Annotated in this window: 14 protein-coding genes; 6 read left to right on the top strand and 8 right to left on the bottom strand. The window is 43.3% G+C overall.

Going from position 1 to position 20,288, the window contains the following annotated elements; all coding sequences use genetic code 11:
- Window positions 1-430 precede the first annotated feature (430 nt).
- The gene (locus tag NST25_RS10000; protein ID WP_340393895.1) at window positions 431-1,921 is read right to left on the bottom strand and encodes a stalk domain-containing protein; all 1,491 of its coding nucleotides are present in this window, start codon (window positions 1,919-1,921) and stop codon (window positions 431-433) included.
- Window positions 1,922-1,963: 42 nt separating this feature from the next.
- Entirely contained in the window at window positions 1,964-2,965 is a 1,002-nt protein-coding gene (locus NST25_RS09995; RefSeq protein ID WP_340393894.1) for a DUF4830 domain-containing protein, read from the bottom strand.
- Between the two features lie 304 nt (window positions 2,966-3,269).
- Here NST25_RS09995 and NST25_RS09990 point away from each other — a divergent pair, with 304 nt between their 5' ends.
- Window positions 3,270-5,147, top strand: a complete 1,878-nt coding sequence (locus tag NST25_RS09990; RefSeq protein ID WP_340393893.1) for an LTA synthase family protein — start codon at window positions 3,270-3,272, stop codon at window positions 5,145-5,147.
- A gap of 68 nt (window positions 5,148-5,215) precedes the next feature.
- Here the strand turns inward: NST25_RS09990 and NST25_RS09985 are convergent, their stop codons facing one another.
- Window positions 5,216-8,818, bottom strand: a complete 3,603-nt coding sequence (locus NST25_RS09985; protein WP_340393891.1) for a M14 family metallopeptidase — start codon at window positions 8,816-8,818, stop codon at window positions 5,216-5,218.
- Between the two features lie 239 nt (window positions 8,819-9,057).
- Entirely contained in the window at window positions 9,058-10,806 is a 1,749-nt protein-coding gene (locus NST25_RS09980; protein WP_339190419.1) for an alpha-glucosidase, read from the bottom strand.
- Window positions 10,807-11,080: 274 nt separating this feature from the next.
- On the opposite strand from NST25_RS09980, the gene NST25_RS09975 reads away from it, so the two are divergent.
- Complete coding sequence (locus NST25_RS09975; protein WP_254857034.1) at window positions 11,081-12,076, top strand: LacI family DNA-binding transcriptional regulator; 996 nt, start codon at window positions 11,081-11,083, stop codon at window positions 12,074-12,076.
- Between the two features lie 48 nt (window positions 12,077-12,124).
- Here NST25_RS09975 and NST25_RS09970 read toward each other — a convergent pair whose 3' ends face one another.
- Window positions 12,125-12,331 (bottom strand): hypothetical protein, encoded by a 207-nt coding sequence (locus tag NST25_RS09970; RefSeq protein ID WP_076125006.1) that lies wholly within the window; start codon window positions 12,329-12,331, stop codon window positions 12,125-12,127.
- Window positions 12,332-12,352: 21 nt separating this feature from the next.
- A complete protein-coding gene (clpP, locus tag NST25_RS09965; RefSeq protein WP_036679301.1) occupies window positions 12,353-12,934 on the bottom strand; it encodes an ATP-dependent Clp endopeptidase proteolytic subunit ClpP in 582 nt (193 codons plus the stop codon).
- A gap of 183 nt (window positions 12,935-13,117) precedes the next feature.
- On the opposite strand from clpP, the gene NST25_RS09960 reads away from it, so the two are divergent.
- Window positions 13,118-14,230 carry a sigma factor-like helix-turn-helix DNA-binding protein gene (locus tag NST25_RS09960; protein ID WP_339190417.1) on the top strand — a complete coding sequence of 371 codons (1,113 nt, stop codon included), beginning with the start codon at window positions 13,118-13,120 and terminating at the stop codon, window positions 14,228-14,230.
- Between the two features lie 472 nt (window positions 14,231-14,702).
- On the top strand, window positions 14,703-15,590 hold the full coding sequence (locus tag NST25_RS09955; RefSeq protein ID WP_339190416.1) for an NAD-dependent epimerase/dehydratase family protein: 888 nt from the start codon (window positions 14,703-14,705) through the stop codon (window positions 15,588-15,590).
- Between the two features lie 473 nt (window positions 15,591-16,063).
- On the opposite strand, the gene NST25_RS09950 is transcribed toward NST25_RS09955, so the two are convergent.
- On the bottom strand, window positions 16,064-17,860 hold the full coding sequence (locus tag NST25_RS09950; protein WP_340012269.1) for a methyl-accepting chemotaxis protein: 1,797 nt from the start codon (window positions 17,858-17,860) through the stop codon (window positions 16,064-16,066).
- A gap of 345 nt (window positions 17,861-18,205) precedes the next feature.
- Here NST25_RS09950 and NST25_RS09945 point away from each other — a divergent pair, with 345 nt between their 5' ends.
- Window positions 18,206-19,147, top strand: coding sequence for a MerR family transcriptional regulator (locus NST25_RS09945; RefSeq protein WP_076308271.1), 942 nt, complete (start codon window positions 18,206-18,208; stop codon window positions 19,145-19,147).
- 108 nt (window positions 19,148-19,255) lie between these two features.
- Here the strand turns inward: NST25_RS09945 and NST25_RS09940 are convergent, their stop codons facing one another.
- Window positions 19,256-19,717 (bottom strand): DUF2798 domain-containing protein, encoded by a 462-nt coding sequence (locus NST25_RS09940; protein WP_076308270.1) that lies wholly within the window; start codon window positions 19,715-19,717, stop codon window positions 19,256-19,258.
- A 135-nt stretch (window positions 19,718-19,852) separates the two neighbouring features.
- Here NST25_RS09940 and NST25_RS09935 point away from each other — a divergent pair, with 135 nt between their 5' ends.
- Entirely contained in the window at window positions 19,853-20,269 is a 417-nt protein-coding gene (locus tag NST25_RS09935; protein ID WP_038569750.1) for a helix-turn-helix domain-containing protein, read from the top strand.
- The last annotated feature ends 19 nt before the right edge of the window (window positions 20,270-20,288 follow it).

Raw genomic sequence — 20,288 nt, 5'->3', positions numbered from 1 at the left:
TATCACAAGAGGGTTATACTTCATACGATTTATTTTAAAATCAATGAAAAATCTCACCACCCTTTCAACTCCGCCTAAAGAAGTTCGGTTTCCACACATTCCAATCAACAGCACTGCAGCAAATACAAAGAGGCCGGAATATATACTCTTACCCGTTTTTGTCCCAATATTAATCGTTGTTGCTATGCCCATCCGTTTCGCGCCCATAATTGAACGATCATTGGGATAATTATAAGTTGTCCCATTTTTCCAATATTCATCATCATCCGTATAAAGAATCCTCGAAAAGATTCCCGCACACATTCTTCAAAATCGCGTACGCTTTGTTTACGGTCATTGCATATCCCCCCTAAATCTTCTGCCTTCCACGCAAAAAAGCTGAGCTCCCCTGAAGGAGAGTTCAGCCTAAAGCTTCTAATATATAGTCAACTTATTTATTGGAATTTATTCGAACGGCATAAGCATCTGCATCCCATTCTACCTGCGCCCCCAACATTTCACTTATCAATCTGAGGGGTACATAAACGCTATCATTAATGAAGACCGGTTTTTGATCTGTTGCGATAATCTTTCCATTAACAGTCGTTTGTCCAGTTACCGAATTCAAGATCAGCGTTGTAGATCCCTTCACAGCAACCACAGCTCTCGATGGAACATCCCAACGAACATTAACTCCCATCTGCTCGAAGACTCCTCTTAAAGGAACATATGTCGAATTATTGATTAGTAACGGCGGCATAGTCAGTTCCATTTCATTCCCATTCAACAACACTTGAATAGATTTTTTCACCGGCTGAGGCGTACTCACCTCGATCTCTCTGACCCCCAGACCCGTCTGTCCAAATTCATTTGCCCCCCAGGCAAGGACATGACCATCTTTTAAGAGTACATAATGATTTCTGCTCCCTTTAGAAACGGAAACTGCATTCTGGATGCCTTTAGACTGTGTAACATTAATCTTGTTCTTATCGCCAACCGTCCACTGCCACACGGTCCCATCCGCCTTCACTGCGGAATCTGTTGTCAGCGAAATGACGTCTGTAAGTCCTGGAACCTGAACAGGCTTTAGAGCTTCTCCCAGATATGGATCTATGTAATTATTCCAAATCCATACTGTGCCATCCCATCTCAATGCCGCCCCATAAAGTCCATAGGCTCCATCCATATCAACCGCTCTATATTCTCCGCTTCCTTTAATAAGCGTAGGCTTTAAGATTACGCCCTTCTGAGTTCCCAGCGGTTGCTGTGATCCCCACACCCATACCTCTCCGCCGTTACCAAGAGCCACTGAATTATTCGATCCCGCTGCTATAAACAGGACGGTGGGTAGTCCCTTCACCTGCACCGGGGTTAGCTTGTTTTTCCGCGAATCGTCACCGAGTTCTCCTTGTTCATTGCCTCCCCACGCCCAGACCGTTCCATCTTTAAGAAGAGCTAAGCTAAAGGTGCCCCCCGCAGAAACAGCTTTCACATCTGTTAGCCCTTGCACTTGAACAGGCTCTACAAGAATCTTAGAGGACTGTGTTCCAATGCCAAGTTGTCCATGCTCGTTCCCCCCTACCGCCCACACTGTACCATCGTCCTTCAACATCAAGTTATGGCGATAACCACCTGAGATTTGCTTTACATGATCGATATGCATTTTGACGGGAGTATACGCTGGTGTGGTCGCCCCATTACCAATAGAGCCGTACCCACCACCCCACGCCCAGGCTGTTCCATCCGCAGTGACGGCATACGCACTTCTGTCACCAGCGTCCAGTTGGGTGATGCCAGACAATAATTTCTTTTCTTCAGGTGAATTCACATTATCTGCTGCTGCCACTAAAGGTGAGACCATAGTCAGGCAAAGAACAGTCCCGACAACAACTCTACAAATCCGACTTACCTGCACTTTTGACATCAAGCTTTGTTTAAACACTTGAGATCACTCCTTTTATTAAAAAATAGATAACGCAACAACTCACGGTCCCGTTCCAAAACCTCCAATCTTCCAGCCGTTAGCGTGTTTGGTCAACACTGCGAAGCGAGTCTCCCGGCCATCTGGGGTATTGAAGACGGGATTTAGTGATTTCATATACAGATCGACCACAATATTTAACGTTGTGCGGTCACCGATGTCTTTAATTTCTGAGCCAGTATCATAATCCATCACTTTATAAGAGGTAGGCTTAGCCTCAACAATACTTTCACTGAGAGCATTTTCACCACCAAAACCCGGGTTATAGAGTTGATGCGCTTGACGGTTAACCGTCAATGCAGTGAGTAAGGCATTAGGATTCAAACATGCGCGGGCACGGGTATGATTACCATCCTGAATAGCCTGAAAAAAAGCATCCAGCAGCTCGAAATGGTCTAATGAGGCTAAGTCACTATTCTCTCCTTCCTCAGCAAACAAACCTTCTCTCTCCGTCCACTCCTCAAATGTAAGTCCTGTAATGTCAGTCAAGCTACGCTTCTTAATAGACGGGCCGATACTTTGAATATTAAATTCCAGCCACGCACCAACGGTATTCCCTGATTGCACAAGCAAAACGAGGTTGGAGGGATAAGAAAATTCTTTTTGTTCGCCAGAACCAGGTAAACCATCGACTAAGGAATACCGCTGCACCTCTACCGTGGTCCCCTTCAGCAGTGTCAAATCCAATCCTGCATCTTTAGAGAACTCATTCGCTAATTGCCAGTAAAGTCCCACTGGATACTCCCCCAGCTTAACCTCCCAGTTTTGCGGTACCTCAACTGCAAATGCCTCCGGATGGCTCTGAACTTTATAATCCAGTGTTTGCAAAAAGTCTTCGGGAATCATAGTTACTTGAGCAGATGTTGGCGTTACCTGTGGTACAGACGTTGAAGCTATAGAGGCAGCAGGTTCCACACCTATGGAGTTCTCCCCTTGATTACATCCAGAGTTTAAGAGTACAAAAAAACAAATCGTTACCACCGTTACAAACTGCCGCTTAGTCATCTGATTCCCGCCTCTCTAATCACTCCTCTATATTTAGACTGAGGAATATTATACAAAGTTGCGGGATACTGGAAATTATTAAAATCATTTTATACGCATAGGACCCTGTAGTTTGGGATTGGCGTTGATTTTACCTGCTTATGCGGCATAAATCGCCTGTTGCTTCGCTCTAGGGCTCCCGTCCACCTTTTGACACTTGTTAACTTCGAGAGCATAATAAGCTTCGGCATATTGCAACGGATTTCCATGAAATACAGGTATATGCAGGACCTTGGTGTAATTGCATCAGAGAGGATGATAACGAGTGAAAAAAGATTTTGATATAAAAAATAAACCCTTCCTAATCTTTAGCTTCGTCCTGCTGCTAAAATGCGCAGTGGCCTGGTTCGTAGTTTTTAGCGACGGTCCTAACTGGAGCATGCTGCTGACAGAGATCCCATTTTTCTTTATCGTATTTGGACTCATAGAATGGATGGCTTCCAAACGAAAGTTTCTGTATTACATGATAGCCAACCTATTGATTTCAGTCATATATTTTGCCGTGCTAATGTATTACAAATATTACGGTGTAATTGCTACTTATCATGCCTTAGAACAAGCAGATAAAGTAACTAAGGTGGGAGAAAGCACATACTCATTGCTGGACCCTTACTACTTGTTCATTTTTGTGGATATTGTAGTTTTCATGTTTTTTATGTTCCGTCCGAAATATATTGCGATCTGGAAAGAAAGAGGTATGAACCGCCGCATGAACCGGACTGCTTTGTTTGGAATCATCAGTGTTTCTTTGGCGGTCTGTGTCTTTAATGTTTGGCCAAATCATGCCAGTATGAACGAGAACAAAAAAGCGGAGAGTATGGGGATTCTTAATTACGAGGTCTATACTATTTTTGCCGATACAAGGGAAACAGAAGAAATAATCGACAGCAAAGAAATCACGCAACCATCCATTAACGAGACCAAAGGGATTACAGAACCTGTCTCACCGAAGTACTGGGCGGCAGCTCAAGGTAAGAATCTAATCGTGGTACAAATGGAATCTTTTCAGAACTTTTTGCTGGGCCTGAGCATTGACGGGCAGGAAGTAACACCCAATCTAAATAAGCTTTTGAAAAGCGAACATTATTTCAATAACTTCTATACTAATGCCGGGCAAGGAACAACTTCGGATGCTGAATTTGTAGTGAATACTTCGTTGTACGTTCCTCACCACGAAGTAGCCACTTCATCCAATTATATGGATAAGGCGCTTCCGAGCCTGCCTAAGTTAATGAAAGCTAATGGATATAACACAGCAACCTTTCACACCAATAGCGTAGAATTCTGGAACCGCAAAACCCTATACAAAGTTCTAGACTTTGATAAGTATTATGATCAAGCGTTCTATGGGGATGATGATCATATCGCATTCGGTGCTTCAGATGAGGTACTCTATGCCAAGACTGTTCCAGAATTAGTCAAAATGGATGCTAAAGATGATCCTTTTTACGCGATGGTCATTTCTATGAGTGCTCATCACCCTTATAAAATGCCAGAGTTAAAAAATAAAATGACACTGCCTAAACGGTATGAAGGCACCCTAGTTGGCAACTATATTCTAGCTCAAAATTACGCAGATTATGCAATGGGACAATTCATGGATCAATTAAAGTCCAGTGGTCTATGGGATGATAGCGTCATTGTCTTTTACGGTGACCATCAGGGTGTATCGCTATATTCCCTTGATGGCAACGAGAAATCGTTAATGGAAGAAATGGTCGGCCACGAATATGGTTATACCGATATGTTCAATGTTCCTTTCATCGTTCATGCCCCTGGTGTAGGTGAACCTGCCGTGTACAGCCAAACTGGCGGCCAAATCGACATTATGCCAACTGTAGCTAACCTGTTAGGGATTTCAATGAAAGACCAGCTCCACTTCGGAGAAGACCTGATGAACCAACAGACCAACATGCTGCCTGTCAGACACTTTTTGCCTACCGGCTCTTTCATTAATGACACAAGCATGTATTTAACTGGTGTCGATTACGACGATGGAGACAACTTTAATCTAATCGATGGCTCAGAAACAGAGGGCGGTTCGACAAAAGAACAATTTGACGCCGTTCAGCGGCTTCTAAATATGTCTAACAGCTACATTCAACAACTGCCGGATTTACCTTCTACGGATGATGCAAAGTAACTATAAAAAGAATGCCCCTCAGCCAAATAGCTGAGGGGCATTTTTGCATTTTTTTAAGAATCTAAAACTTAATTAAGCTTCAACATCCTATCGATAATCACTGCTGCTTGAGCACGGTTGGCAATGTTTTTAGGACCGAAGGTATCCGCAGTCAGACCTTGCACAATACCTTCCTGTGTTAGTAATGCCACCGCTTCTTTACCGTAAGCAGCGATTGTTGCCTGATCTTTAAAGTTAGCCAGAGCGGCATTTGTATCACTTACCGACTTGCCTTTAAATTTCTTAAGTGCATTGGATACAATGATTGCCATTTCCTCGCGTGTAATCGCACGGTTAGGATCAAACTTTCCATTGCCTACACCGTTAATCAATCCGTTCTTGACCCCGGATGCAATGTATCCGTAAGACCAGTCAGAAGCTTTCACGTCACTGAAGGCAGCGGATGATTTCACATCAAGCAGATCAAAAGCTCGCACGATCATGGTAATAAACTCGGCACGCGTCACCTCTTTAAGCGGAGCAAAGGTATTATCGCTCACCCCTTGCAGAATCCCTTTTGCCGCCAGCTCTTTAATCGCCGATGCTGCCCACGCCACCTTACCTAGATCCGTGAAGTTAGAACCTATTGGGGCTGGTGTCGCAGACGGCTGCACAGTTGGAGTTGGAGCTGGCGTTGGTGTTGCAGACGGCTGCACGGTCGGTGCAGGTGTTGATGTTACAGATGGCTGCCACGGTGTCGAAGGTATTGTTGGCTCTTGTTCATTCACCCCGTTATCCATACCATCCTCTTCAGTCGCCGCTGGAGCGGCAGCATAGATTGAATTGGCAAGCAATCTGAATTGATTTTGCGGATGATATTTATTCATCAGATCATTCGCAAATAACGTCACATGAATGTTGTCTGTATTGTAAGTAAGCGCCAATACTTGGTCTTGTGCAGCCTCGTTATTCGGCCACCAGCCTGCTTTGAAAAAGTCAGCGCCTGATCCGTATTTCGCCAAGATCTCTGCGCCTTCAGGCACTTTTGTAATATAAGCCGCGGAAACCGTGTAGAGGTATTCGCTATCGGCATAAGGCGCTGTAATTACATTGTCCTGAGAGACCTCAGCCTTAAACAATCCCTCATGAGCATCTTCTTTGCCATCCTTATTGACCGGAGTTGAATAGTCCAGTCCAGGGAGGACCTTAAGCCCTTTAACAGTTTTCAGCATCGTTCTTCCATAACCGATAAATGATTTACCTGTAGCAATCAGATTCGTTCCCGAATTGATTAGAACATCTGCTGCCACTGTATCCGTAGTTACGTTAAATCCAAGATCCTTCAGCATAAATGCAGTCGCTCCTGCAATAGCTACCTCAGGAGCCTTAAGCAATTTACCCGTTCTGTTCTCTGAAGCACTAAACGGCACAATATCCAGCAGATATTTAGACGATACCGTTCTAAGGTTGGATCTGGAAACAAGGAAACTTCCCTTCTCGTAACCCGTCCCCCCATTCTCCAGCAGTGTCACTGCCTTATGGTTGGCTAGCAGCTCATTCACAGCTTTTATCGCATCATTGTTGCTGTTTTTAATCACATAATTTTGCTCGAACGGAGATTGATCCAGATTCGTACTAGGGATCGTTACACTGCTAACCTGTTCTGTTTTCCCAGTGAATGCTCCAACAGAACGGCTAATATATCGGTCAAAACCACGCATAGCCGAGAAATTCTGTACCGTATCTGAATACATCTCATTAAAATCCGAGACATCTAGTCCATCATACAAGACAAGATTCGCATAACCTCTTTTGGCTTGATGCATATTCACCACATAGGTTCCAGCCGGATAGACTACAGAATCTACAGTTACACTGGCTGTTGTCCGTTCTACTTTCACATTGTTACGCAGTAGATACTGAACCATTTTGTAGGTTTCCAGATCATTTTTTTGCAAATCTTTTGCAACCGGAAGAATGTAATACTCAGGGAAGAAATTCGTATTCTCATCTACCCCTGGACGTCCAATGGACTCATTCTGTGCATTGATTAGATAATCTTTAACAGCAGCATTAGTATTCTCATTTTGGATACCCCGTTTGAAGATTTCCAATTGATTCAGGAACAGTTCCTGCTTGTTGTTGATCACATAATCGGTTGCCCCCAAAGCCGCATAATAAAAGGCATCCAGTGAATCTTCATTCAATTCAGGCACTTCAATCGTATGCCCAAGTGCGCCTTGATGCATGGCATATACAGCTGTGTAGGCTGGTGAAGCATCATCCCAACCTGTTGCATTCGTTCCTTTATAGTTCGGATCCTGTTGTGTTTTTTCGTATTCTTCATAAGGGATATGGTAGGAATCATATTTAGTATTAGCAATTCCCGCCTTCCCCATGGCATTTGCTTGCTCAAGCATACTTGGCATTACAAGATCATATTCAATGTTAGGATCATGAGGTGGTGTGCAAGGCTCAATCAAGAAGCCACTTACAAATCCATGCATGTCCAAAAAGGTAAGCGGCGTCCACTTAGCAATTTGTGCAGTTACCGCTTGTGTCTCAGGCTGGGTCTGGTAAGAGTTGTCCCGATTTGGATCAAGCAGTGTTGAAGTTTGACGCGTGTTTAACGCGCGACCGTCAGGATTCTCTACATAATCAAGCAGGAATATCACATGGTCAAGCGCTTCGTCGATGTTCAGAACTACCTTTTTCGGATTTCCATTCTCATCAGTGGTATCATAGGTGACAATTTGCTGTGTCATCAGCGTATCCAAAAACTTAATGATTACATCGACACCATTGGCTTCATCGGCATGAATGTTGTTCAACCAGATAGGTACCTTATAATCCTGCAGATCCCCGTCGTTAATTTTCTTTTGCAGGGCTTCAGGATCATTCATCATAAGCGGTAAGGTCTCGTTCAAATATTGATCTACTGAGGACTTATCCTTAGCAACAATAGAGAAATGAATGGCACGACCTTGAGTTGAGGTCCCAATTTGCTGATACTCTACATATCGATCATATTTATTATTGCTTTCAGCAGTAATCCTATCGATCGCCGGTTTAATCTCATCATATGTATGATAGGTTTCATATGGATTTAGTTTGACTTGCTGCTCTACCAGCACATCTCCAGCAGGTAATGTCCCGATTAGATTATAAATTCCCACTCGTTTAACGTACTCTGCACGTATACCCGTTAGTGAGAGATTCTCTCCGTACAGCAAATCAAAATGAATTAAAGCTTTTACTTTTGAACCTGAGATCGGCTCATAGGTCACTGTTACGAAAGGATTACCTGAATAATCTTTCGCATCTTTATTCCATTTCTTCCACTCTGCCAGCGGCTTCATCTCTTCCGCCGTTCTGCCAAAATTCCAGATGATATCTTGAGGCGATGCCCCATCAGGAAGCTCTAAAGTCAATTCTAATGTTCTAGCTTCCGTCATAGAAGCTTTGTATACTTCTGTGGAAACTGTCGCCGCTATTTGTTCATAGACAGCAGTCGCTACCGTAGTTTGTTCTGAAGAAAGCACCGCTGGATCAGCTGTGTTCTCCGTAGAAACCGGAGCAACAACCGCCTGCGGGTTAATTTCGGTTGCAACTTCACCTGCATATGCAGCTGGAAGCAGACCCGACATCATAAGTGTAAAAGCTAGTAATAAAGATAGTATTCTCTTGGACATTTTTTACCTCCTATAATTTTGTCTACTTTCACCCCAAATTGAATGAATATACACTTATATGAATCTGTATTCATAACATAATATAGTATTCTATTAATTTTGGGAACAAAAATAATAGAAAAAATAATATTTTTATACGACTTGCCTAAGTAAGCGCATTCATTTTGTGCAAGAGCCCTACACTACCGCAACAAAAAAAGCGCCCGGATAACTGGGCGCTTTGAATTACAATAAATATATTAAACGGTTTCTGGAAAAGAAGCTTCACTTAACTCTTGTGCAGGTACAAGTTCACTGCTACCCTCTTGCTCTACAGGTGCGTTAACCAGCATATACACACGGGACTCGTAAGGCCGTAATGCGACAGTCTCAATCGGCTCCGCAGGATCAACCTCATAGTTATGCAAGAGCAATTCACTAGTATCAAACTCCAAATCAAATGGAAGGTCAAACAGCGCTTCCTCTGCTGTCAGGTTAGACATGACCAGCAGTTTTTCATTTCCAAGCGTCCGCGTATAAGCATAAATACGTTCATCTTCAGGCAAAATGAGATCATAAGTCCCGTAAACAGTAACGGGATTAGCAGCCCGAAGAGCGATAAGCTTTTTGTAATGATGATAGATGGAATAAGGGTCCTGCTTCGCCCGCTCCACATTGATTTCCGTATAATTCGGATTCACCTTCATCCATGGCTTGCCGCTGCTGAAACCAGCGTTTTCAGAGTCGCTCCATTGCATTGGTGTTCTAGAGTTGTCCCGACCGTTCTTCCAGATTACCTCCATGACTTCCTCATGCGATTTACCGGCTTCAGTCTCCAAACGATACAAGTTCTTCATCGCCACATCATCGTAATCATCCATTGATTCAAATCTTACATTGGTCATCCCAATTTCTTGACCTTGATAAATAAATGGTGTTCCCTGCATCAGGAAATACATCGTAGCCAACGATTTAGCTGACTCTTTCCAATACTGGCCATCATTTCCCCAAGTAGAAACTGAACGCGGCTGGTCGTGATTTTCGATGAACAATGCGTTCCAGCCTCTGCCCTCAAGACCTTTTTGCCAACGGGAGAGAGCTGATTTTAGCTGCAGAACATCCAATCCACCTGTCACACTCTTATTCCAAAGAGCTAAATGCTCGAATTGAAAAATCATATTAAATTTGCCTTGCTCTTCACCCACCCACGACTCCGCCTGATCAACATTTACACCACTCGCTTCGCCAACCGTCATGATGTCATATCGGTCAAACGTCTCCTGCTTGAGCTCCTGCAAGAAATCGTGAATCCCTTCACGGTTCATGTGCCCATCGCCAGACGGAACATACGGAAGATTCTGTGGATTCGGCAGATCGGGATGTCCGGTGATTTTTTTAATATGTGAAATGGCATCCACCCGGAAGCCGTCGATTCCTTTGTCCAGCCACCAGTTGACCATGCTATACAATTCACGGCGCACCTCAGGATTCTCCCAGTTGAGGTCTGGCTGTCTTTTGGAAAATACATGCATAAAATATTGCTCTGTGGCGGGATCAAGCTCCCAAATCGAACCGCTGAAAATACTCTCCCAGTTATTCGGCTCCTTCCCGTCCTTAGGATCACTCCAAATATAATAATCCCGCTTCGGATTATCCATGCTTGAACGTGCTTCAACAAACCATGGATGTTCGTCCGAAGTATGATTAATCACTAGATCCAGAATCAGCTTCATGCCTCGTGCATGAACCTCATGCAGCAGCTGATCAAAGTCGGCCATGCTGCCGAACTCCGCCATAATATCCTGATAATCCGAAATATCATAACCATTATCATCATTTGGGGATTTATAAATAGGACAGATCCAAATGACATTGATGCCAAGCTCCTGCAAATAATCAAGTTTAGAAATGACTCCCTGCAGATCGCCTACACCATCACCATTGCTGTCCATAAAGCTCCGTGGGTAAATTTGATACGCTGTGGCTTCTTTCCACCATGTTCTGTTCAATGCATGCAGCTCCTTCGTATTCATATACCCTTCACAGGAAAATATTTTCCCGAAATTCATTAGAATTAATAATTCAGTTATTGTTTTTAGCAAAAATTCAACTTTATCGTTCAAAACAAGCTTTTTTCAAGGAAATAATTTTCCTTCAGCGATCATTATAGGACCTTTTATTTCCTAGGTCAACAACAATCTTTTGGATTCTTGAAGCTATCCGTGATATGCTTGCGAGAGTTGAAACACCAAGTGAATCATATGGAAAGTTATGGTGATCTTCTTGAAGGTAAAGATAAAAGATATAGCCCAATTGGCGAACGTTTCGATCTCTACGGTGTCCAGGGTAATCAATAACAGCAAACCAGTTAACGATGATGTCCGTAAACGAGTACTGGAAGCTATTAAACAAACCAACTACCGTTCGAATGTCATCGGCCTTGAAACGGACAAAGCTAATACACAGCTGATCGGTGTGATCATTCCGCAGAATAGCAACACTGTACTGGATGACTTCAATGTTGGCATTCGCGATCTCGCGGATTTGTATGGATACGACATTATGGTCGGATTAACGGACGGCAGTGCAGAAAGTGAACAACATTATTTGAAGATGTTCCAGCGGATGGGGACAGAAGGAAATATATTTGTGGGTTCTATTCCAAACCATGAACATTTGGAGATCATCCGCAACTCAAATACACCTTGCGTGCTTGTCGGGCAACAATCGCAGGTGGATACGATTCCTTCCGTTCATCTGGACAATATAACTGCCTCTTATGAAGCTGTTACTTATCTGATTCAAAAAGGTCATCGCAAAATCGCTATGATTCGCGGCTCGGGAGATAATGCGGTGGGTGGGGATCGGTATAAAGGCTATCTACAAGCCCTTATGGATGCAGGCATAACCTTAAGAAAAGAATGGGTAGTAGAAAGTGCGATGGCCGTCGAAGATGGGAGCGACGCCATGCGCCGAATTATGGATAGCGGAGAGTTACCTACTGCGGTGTTTTGCTCTACAGATTGGATGGCAGTTGGAGCCATGAATCATTTAATCGATAACGGTCTACGGGTGCCAGCTGATGTTGCCGTGTTCGGATTTGATAACAGCTTCATTGCCTCTATCGTTCGACCTAAGCTTTCCTCGGTTGAATACTCAGGAACGGAGATTGGGATGACCGCTACTCGAACCTTAATCAAGCTGATTAAAGGGGAGACCGTTGTGCCGCATCATGCAAATGTGGCTCATTATTTGGCTATTCGGGAAAGTACGGGTTAGGAGCTGTGGAGCTCCTAACCCATTTTTATACAGATGATGTTATTGATGTTATTGTGTGAATCCTACTTTGGCTCGTTCACGCGTTTTGGTATCTAGAGAGATAGAACAGATCGAGCTGATTGGAATATAAAACTCTTCAAAATCCGTCCGATATTTGACGAACTTTTCACTTACCGTTTCCAGCACTCCTTTTGTAGCGTTGGAGCCATCCACAAAATAGATTGTTACCTCTTTTCCCTGCAAAACCTCCAGCATAGCCTTCTTCACTCCTTCGTCTTAGAGATTTGTGATGACCTTATCGATAATTCCGTATTCAACCGCCTCATCGGCTGACATGAAATAATCTCGATCCATATCTTGCAGTACCTTCTCTACCGTCTGCCCAGTTCGGTCCGCTGTAATTTGCACAAGCACTTCCCTTGCCTTCAAAATACGTTTGGCACTGATCGCAATGTCACTAGCTTGCCCCTGCGCCCCACCATGCGGCTGATGAATCATAATCTCGCTATTCGGCAAGGCATAACGTTTCCCTTTGGCCCCAGCCAATAACAACAAAGAACCAAAGGAAGCCGCCATTCCTGTACAAATGGTATTCACCGGCGGTTTAATAAGCTGCATCGTGTCATAAATACTGAAGCCTGCGGTGATAGAGCCACCTGGACAATTAATATACATGTGTATATCTTTATCCGGATCTTCTGCTGATAAAAACAATAACTGGGCAACAATACTGTTAGCCAGCTGATCCTCAATTTCCGCACCTACGAACACTATCCGGTCCTTCAACAGCCGCGAATAAATATCGTAAGATCTTTCACCTTGATTCGTTTGTTCGACTACATAAGGAACGTACGCCATCCGTATTCGACCTCCATCTGTTTTAGAGTTTTGAAATCTACCCTGTAAACGGATTAGTATGGGGATAGGATACGTTAGGCGTGAGAATTTTTATTTTTTAAAATTGCGTATCTTAATTTCCTGCTCATTCGTTTATTATTAGAAGTAATCGAAATTACCTTACTGGAAAAGGAGTTATGCAGAGTGATCATCCTTGAGAAGCTTAGCACCGGAGATGCGCCGGATGAAAGTAACACCAGGTCTTTGCAGATAGCTCTGAAGCGATATTGTCTTGCATTGACACAATCCCCGTGGGATGCCGATGATTTAGCTCAGGATACATGGGTCAAGGCCCTAGGTTATATGAAGACATCACACCCAACGAGCGCAAATAATGGGAACAGTCCAATGAATGAAGTTAAACAAAATAAAGCCATTGAAAATGATAAAGCTAATGAGGCTAATAGAGCTAATGAAAAAATTGAAACTAATCAAACTAATAAAATGAACTATACGTTTTCTACGGCTGCAACGGCAGCTAATACTGCAATGTCAGCCAAGGCTGTAACGCCATCTAAGACTGCACCGTCTGCTAATACTGCAACGTCTGCAAAGGCTGTAACGCCATCTAAGACTGCAACGTCTACTAATACTGCAACGTCTACTAATACTGCAACGTCTGCAAAATCTGCAATGCATTCTACGATTCCTACAAATTCTACTCATCATACCCGTTCTACAAATCACCCAAATCCTGAGGCATTGCTTTTTCGGATTGCCCGAAACACATGGATTGATATCATGCGGCGAAAAGCCACCTTGTCACGAGTGTTGGAGCTGGATCAGTCCCCCACTGAGGCCTCTGCGGAGTATGGTTCATTTGAGATTGAAGCTGCTTTTCAAGCACTACAGGAGCATTTGTCTCCGCTGCAGCAGGCGGTCTTCCTGCTTCGAGATGTGTTGGGACACTCTGCAATGGAAGCTGCCGAGATTCTCGATACCACAGAAGGGGCAATAAAAGCCGCTCTGCACCGAGCCCGGCAAGCCCTTCCTCTCGTAAGACAAGAGCTGCTTCAGGCCGATGGTCCTTCCTTACCACAGGACACAGCCATGCAGATCGTCTTGAGCCGCCTTGCAGCCGCGTATGAACATGGGGAAATTGACGAGCTGATCGAGCTTGTATTTGCGGACGAAAGCCAGGAACCTGTAATGGCGGTATCGAGCCAAAGCTTGCAAGGCTTCCAGACCTTCCAAGCTGGTGGATTCAGTTCAAACAGCTGGAACTATACCACGCCAGGAATGTGTATGGTGGCGTAGTTTTTCGTTAAGCTGGATCTCGGGCAGCTAAGTGTCTCGTTACGTTAAAAACGAGTAGATATATTTGCGAGTAGTGCGCTTAATGTGTAATTAGCGTTTGGGCGGTTTGTGGTAACTAGCTACAAACGTTGCATATTGTGCAACAGAATCCGCCGTCCTGGCCGCAAAAATTGAATCTGCAGCACTTTCTGCAATAGATTCTGGTGAAAAGTTAGTTTAATGCCACTTGCTCATCCATTGATTGTAGAGAGTGCAATAGGATCAAATTTTCTCCACTCTAATACGAATTCTATTGCACGAAGTACAATCAAACTAACTCTTTCCCTTTAGTCCAATTTGTATCACTCAAAACTCAATACATTGCTGCTGATCTGGCTGATCCCGCTGCTTATCTACAATGAGTCAGAAGCTTTATATAAACCAATAAACAGTCGTTTTAATAACCATTAATAGCAATCAAGGAGTGAGGTTGATGAGGAAGATTCTTATTTTAGGCGGCACACGCTTTTTTGGAAAACGTTTGGTCGAGCGTCTGCTTGAGGATTCTAAGAACGAAGTCACCATATTAACGCGCGGGGAAACAAGCGATCCTTTTGGCAATCTCGTTCACCGGATACAGGTAGATCGGTCTCAACCGGAGGCCTTCGCTCAAGCATTAGGTGATACGAGTTGGGATGTAGTTTACGATAATATTTGTTTTTCACCTGATGAAGCGGATCAGGCGCGCCGTATTTTTGACGGCAAAACCACACGTTACATACTGACTTCAAGTTTATCTGTCTATGATTTCAGTGAGCAAGCACTGACGGAAGAGATATTCGATCCTGAAACGTACCCAATTCGTTATGGAGGACGAAAGGATTTCACCTATCAGGAGGGGAAAAGACTGGCGGAAGCTGTCCTTATCCAACAAGCTACGTTCCCGGTAGCCGCTGTCCGCTTTCCGATTGTTCTGGGAACTGACGATTATACACGAAGACTCCATTTTCATATTGAACATGTACGTAACGAACTGCCCATCGGGATTCCGAATCCAGATGCAAATATCTGTTTTATCCGTTCGGACGAAGCCGCTGATTTTCTATATTGGCTCGGCAACTCGATGGTGACGGGTCCTCTCAACGCTTGCTCAGACGGTACCGTTAGTATTAAAGACCTTATCTCGCTGATTGAAAAAGAGACCGGAAAACAAGCCGTCATTCAAAGCGAAACAGCGGATGCGCATAATTCTCCATTCGGGATCACACAATCCTGGTTTATGGATACAGCTAAAGCTCAATCGGAGGGATACAAGTTTCTCACTCTAAGCGACTGGCTCCCAGAGTTAGTTAGCACCCTAAATCAAACTTACGAGGACTAATTACTAATTATATTTCTACGATAAAAAGCTGGCTCATTCGTGGATACTCCCACGAATGAGCCAGCTTCTTTATGCAACAAATCACAATTACGCGATGAGTTAATTGCACTCTATACAACTATTTTCAGGTATGTGCACTCCCACCTGGTTTTAGTTGTATTTCATGCAATTATATCCCCACTAAACCACCGTTATCGTCATTTCGCCTCGAAATAACTGCACTAAATACAACTAAACCCTAATCAAGCTAAATACAAACTTTTTTAGTTGTATAAAATACACTTAAAATCAAAACGGCAGGTAGAACTCACTACGCACTAAATTTTAGCCTCTCATCTCTAAACTCTATTCTATAAACTCTAATCTCTAGACTCTACTCACTGCTCCCTACTCCCTACTCTATTCTCTATTCTCTATTCTCTATTCTCTATTCTCTACTCCACCTTACGCTTAGAATGCCATTTCCCGCTGAGCTAAGCAGAGATTGTCAGATAAGCCCCCTCTTTAGAACCGTCTGCATTTGGTGTACCACCATCATTTGGAGTACCGCTATCATCTGGAGGATCACCAGCACCTAATGTATCATCTCCTAATACGTCTCCTAATGTGTCCCCGGCTTCTGGATTGCCAGCATGCTTTGTATCCCTGTCACCTTCATATCTGACCCCATCGTCCCCATCCGAATCAATCTTAAAAATGTTGATTTCTTTGAATAAATTCTGCGAAATTTCATTAATCTCAATGGCTTGACGGGCTATATCACGGATAGCATGATCCTGCTGTACGCTGGAGGCGTTCACCTCTTGTACCCCTGCCGCAGTTTCCTCGGCGATGGCCGCGACGGCATGAACAGATTCCGCGAGTCTACGGTTCATAGTCTGAGTCATATCCACTTTGTCGTGAATTTGCCCAATCTGTTTACTAATCTCCACAATAGAATGATCAATCGCTTCAAAAGAGGACAACGTTTCGGCCACTTTATGATCCTGTTCCTCAAGATTTCCTTTGGTCACCAGCATATATTGCTGGAATTCATCCATCCCGGATTGCAGCTCGCTAATAATCTGACTGATATGTACGGAGGACTCTTTGGTCTGCACAGATAATTGTCTTACTTCATCAGCGATGACAGCGAACCCTTTTCCGTAGGCACCTGCCCGGGCTGCTTCAATTGCTGCGTTAAGTGAGAGGATATTGGTCTGATTAGAAATATCTGTTATGGATTTAGTAATGCGTGAGATGTCCTTTGATTGATCACTCAGTTTGGTTAAAGCCAGATATACTTTATTAACAGATTCTCGCGAATGCTCAGACACCTCCCGGAGGGCGATGACGGATTCAGATCCTTTACGAGTATTGTGATTAGCCGTTTGACTGGTAGCCAGCATAACCTCGGTATACTCCGTGATCTCATTCACTTCACGTTCCAGCTCCTGAATCAGGCCAGCGCTCTGCTCAGATTGTCCTGCCTGCTGTTCTGCGCCTACCGAGATTTCCTGTATAGTGCTTACGATATCTTGATTCGTATGCGCCGTTATAGATGAAGATTCTTGAAAAGAATGCGAATAAGTTGCCAGCGAAGAGGCTACTGACTGGGTATGCTGAAGCATTTCCCGGACCCGCTCCACCATATGATCAAAATGATGACTCAAACTGCCCAACTCATCGTTGTAAGGTGAATTAATCTGCTGACGCAAATCTCCTTCGGCAATTTTTCGCAGAGCCACTTGCAGTTTATGAATAGGATTCAGGAAGGAACGTATGAGCATAACCGCAATCACTAATGTGAAAATAAACACTAGCACAGCTGCGTAAGCAACTATAGAGGTGGTCAGATTAAGCAGATCAAAAGAATAATCCTGTGCTTTTTCTGCATTCTCTGCTGCTGCCGTATACAATTGTTCATTAGTCACTAGCATGACTTCACTCAACGCTGTAGCTTTCGTATGTAATTCATCGATTTGTTCCAGCACACTCATGGGATCAAGCTGCTCGTCTTCTATGGTCTTTACCAATTCGTCAAAATATCCCGTATATTCCCCAATCTGACTATGTAATTGTTCTAACTCTTTAAATGCCGGCGAATCTGCCGCAAAATTCACCGTCGCCAACTCTTTAGTCAGCTTTGTTTGCTTGTCCTTAAAAGGTTGGACGAATTCCAAATCACTCGAACCCGCTAACGAAGATTCTACCGCATTCATTTCCTGCAGCAGTTGCGTAATTATAGACACGGTAATTCTTTTTTCCATCTCAGCTTTTTGCGTTTCCATAGAAATCTCCACTTGGCTGATTTTATGGTTTTGATAAAACGCTACTCCCAAAAAGAAAAGAACAACGGCGGAAAAACTCAAAATCAACTTCCATTTCATAGTTAGATGCATAGACCTAGCTTTCAACAATATCATCCTCCGTATAAAGCCTCATATTGCAATAGGTACATTCTACCAATATCTTGATTGTAGAAGCTGGACGTTAAATACTGGACAATGTTTTGTATGAGAAATGTAAATTATCTCGAATACCCAATCATTAATTCTCCTTGCAATTGACGTAACGTTAAATGCTAAAATAATCCACATAAGGCGCCTTATCAAACTATGAAATGGGAGTTGTCTATGAGCGGATTTGTTACCATTGATAAGCTTTCTGCGCAATTCGGACTGACGAGTCGGACTCTGCGTCACTGGGAAGCTCAAGGATTGTATGAAAGTAAGCGGGATAGCAGCTCTGGCTGGCGGATTTATGATGAGAAAGCAATACTCGCCATCCGGGTTACCTCATTATTAAGAAAGCTGGATATTAGCATCAAGGATATTGGAACCGTGCTTAAAAATATGTCCGTTCAGTCCATGTACGAAGCGCTCAGCCAGCAAGCGGCTTCTATTCACAATCAAAAAACAGAACTAACAAATAGAGAAGGTGAAATCCATCTCTTTTTACAGTGGATATCCGCCCATCTCGAGGAACCCATTACAAATCAATTATTATCTGAACTAAACGAAAAGTCATGCAGTCCATCGGATGGTATGACTAAAACTGAGGAGGTTATATCTATGCCAACTATTAATCACTCTACCCCTATTCATGTAAGATTCATTACTCTCCCAGCTATGAGATTTGCCTACAATGTTGCGGTTAGTACCTCTCCAGAAGATGAAGCTATGATTCCAGTTAATGATTGGCTGGACGCTAGTCAACTATTAGGCACAGCACGGCTGTTTGGCGGCAATACGAACCCGCATCCAAGTGGTGAGAATAAACCTTACGGATATGGATTCTGTGCCTCAATTCCGGAAAATGTGAAGATACCAGCTCATCTAAAGGAAATGCGGCTCGACGGCGGCCTCTATGCTCTGACAGAAAGCACTGATGATATCTACGGCTCATGGCAAGCCCTAATGGGGTATCTGGATACTCATCCTGATTATCAAGCGGATCACAATTCCAGATTATGTCTGGAGGAGCATATCCGTAACGATAGTCCTAAAGGTAGCGGAAATGAGTATGCCCTAAATCTACTCGAACCTGTAAAAAAGAGAGTTCACGCGCTTGCGTAAACGAGCGAGCCATAGATAAACGTTTCTCATCTAAAAAAAACGCTCTCTTCTGCTTATTCGGGCAGACGGAGAGCGTTTTGTTGTACATTGCTTCTATTGATTTATTCCCTACGCAGACACAGCTGGAGTAATTTTCACAAAAATAAATCGTGTAAGCGGCCCAACTAAAATGATTTGCAGTGGAAGTGCAAAAATAAAATTTTTACCTATGGCAGACAGATAAGCTCTTGGTAGCTCAGCAGAAAATCCTACATGGAGAACTGCGCCATAGAAGGACATGAACAATACCATTCCGGTCACCATAAAAAAGGATATGAACATGATTTTTTTGATCATCGGCTCATTCTCTTTAACCAGCTTATGCGCGATCCCCTTCGCAACCTTGCCTACAACAAACACATCTAGAATGAGTGCAACTATAAATGCAGGCAAGTAGCCGACAATCACATCCTTAACTAACGCGCCTGACCAACCCTCCATTAGTGCTACATTGTAAATACTCATCCCCAGCACCATCAAAAAACACATGATGAACGTAAATAAAAATGCCTCTTTTTTGTTTCTTCCCATCTTCAAGCTCCTTTTATCTCTATATTGTCAACTTGGATTACAATAACACAAATCCTCAAATCAAGTCAACCAAGTTGACAATAATCGCAAATGACTTATACTGGGATAAACGAGCCATCATTTAGGAGTGTTCTAATGAATAAGCAGCTGCAAAAAATGAACCTGATTGATTTACTCAGTGAGAAGCATCTAGCTTTACGTAAAATAGTGACAGACAAAGACCCGGATCAAATCAATAAGACCGAATCCCACATTCTTGCAGTTCTTGAGGCCCGAGAAATGTTATCGATCTCAGAAATCAGTAGAATAATTCATATTTCAAGACAGGGCACGCATAAAAGCATTCAAGGCATGTTATCCCGTGGTTATGTTGAAGCCGTTGAAGTCGAAGGAAATCAGCGTGACAAAAATATTGTCCTCACTCCAAAGGGTATAGAATGCAATAACAGAATGATGATCACCAAAATTGAATTAGAGCAGCAGATCGCTGCCAAGCTGGGAGTAACAAATGTAGAGCTTCTTAAATCTTTGCTAAAAGAAGATTGGCTCTAATCTCCAGCAAAAAAAAGCC

Origin of the sequence: Paenibacillus sp. FSL E2-0190, assembly GCF_037992965.1 — a bacterium.
GTDB lineage: Bacteria > Bacillota > Bacilli > Paenibacillales > Paenibacillaceae > Paenibacillus_AQ > Paenibacillus_AQ odorifer.
This window is presented reverse-complemented; position numbering and strand designations above follow the sequence as displayed.

What these genes read in the sequence shown, in the direction of transcription:
- NST25_RS09995 (WP_340393894.1), bottom strand. Translation starts at nt 2,965, where the DNA reads ATGACTAAGCGGCAGTTTGTAACGGTGGTAACGATTTGTTTTTTTGTA.
- NST25_RS09985 (WP_340393891.1), bottom strand. Translation starts at nt 8,818, where the DNA reads ATGTCCAAGAGAATACTATCTTTATTACTAGCTTTTACACTTATGATG.
- NST25_RS09970 (WP_076125006.1), bottom strand. Translation starts at nt 12,331, where the DNA reads ATGCTGGAGGTTTTGCAGGGAAAAGAGGTAACAATCTATTTTGTGGAT.
- clpP (WP_036679301.1), bottom strand. Translation starts at nt 12,934, where the DNA reads ATGGCGTACGTTCCTTATGTAGTCGAACAAACGAATCAAGGTGAAAGA.
- NST25_RS09955 (WP_339190416.1), top strand. Translation starts at nt 14,703, where the DNA reads ATGAGGAAGATTCTTATTTTAGGCGGCACACGCTTTTTTGGAAAACGT.
- NST25_RS09950 (WP_340012269.1), bottom strand. Translation starts at nt 17,860, where the DNA reads ATGGAAACGCAAAAAGCTGAGATGGAAAAAAGAATTACCGTGTCTATA.
- NST25_RS09945 (WP_076308271.1), top strand. Translation starts at nt 18,206, where the DNA reads ATGAGCGGATTTGTTACCATTGATAAGCTTTCTGCGCAATTCGGACTG.
- NST25_RS09940 (WP_076308270.1), bottom strand. Translation starts at nt 19,717, where the DNA reads ATGGGAAGAAACAAAAAAGAGGCATTTTTATTTACGTTCATCATGTGT.
- NST25_RS09935 (WP_038569750.1), top strand. Translation starts at nt 19,853, where the DNA reads ATGAATAAGCAGCTGCAAAAAATGAACCTGATTGATTTACTCAGTGAG.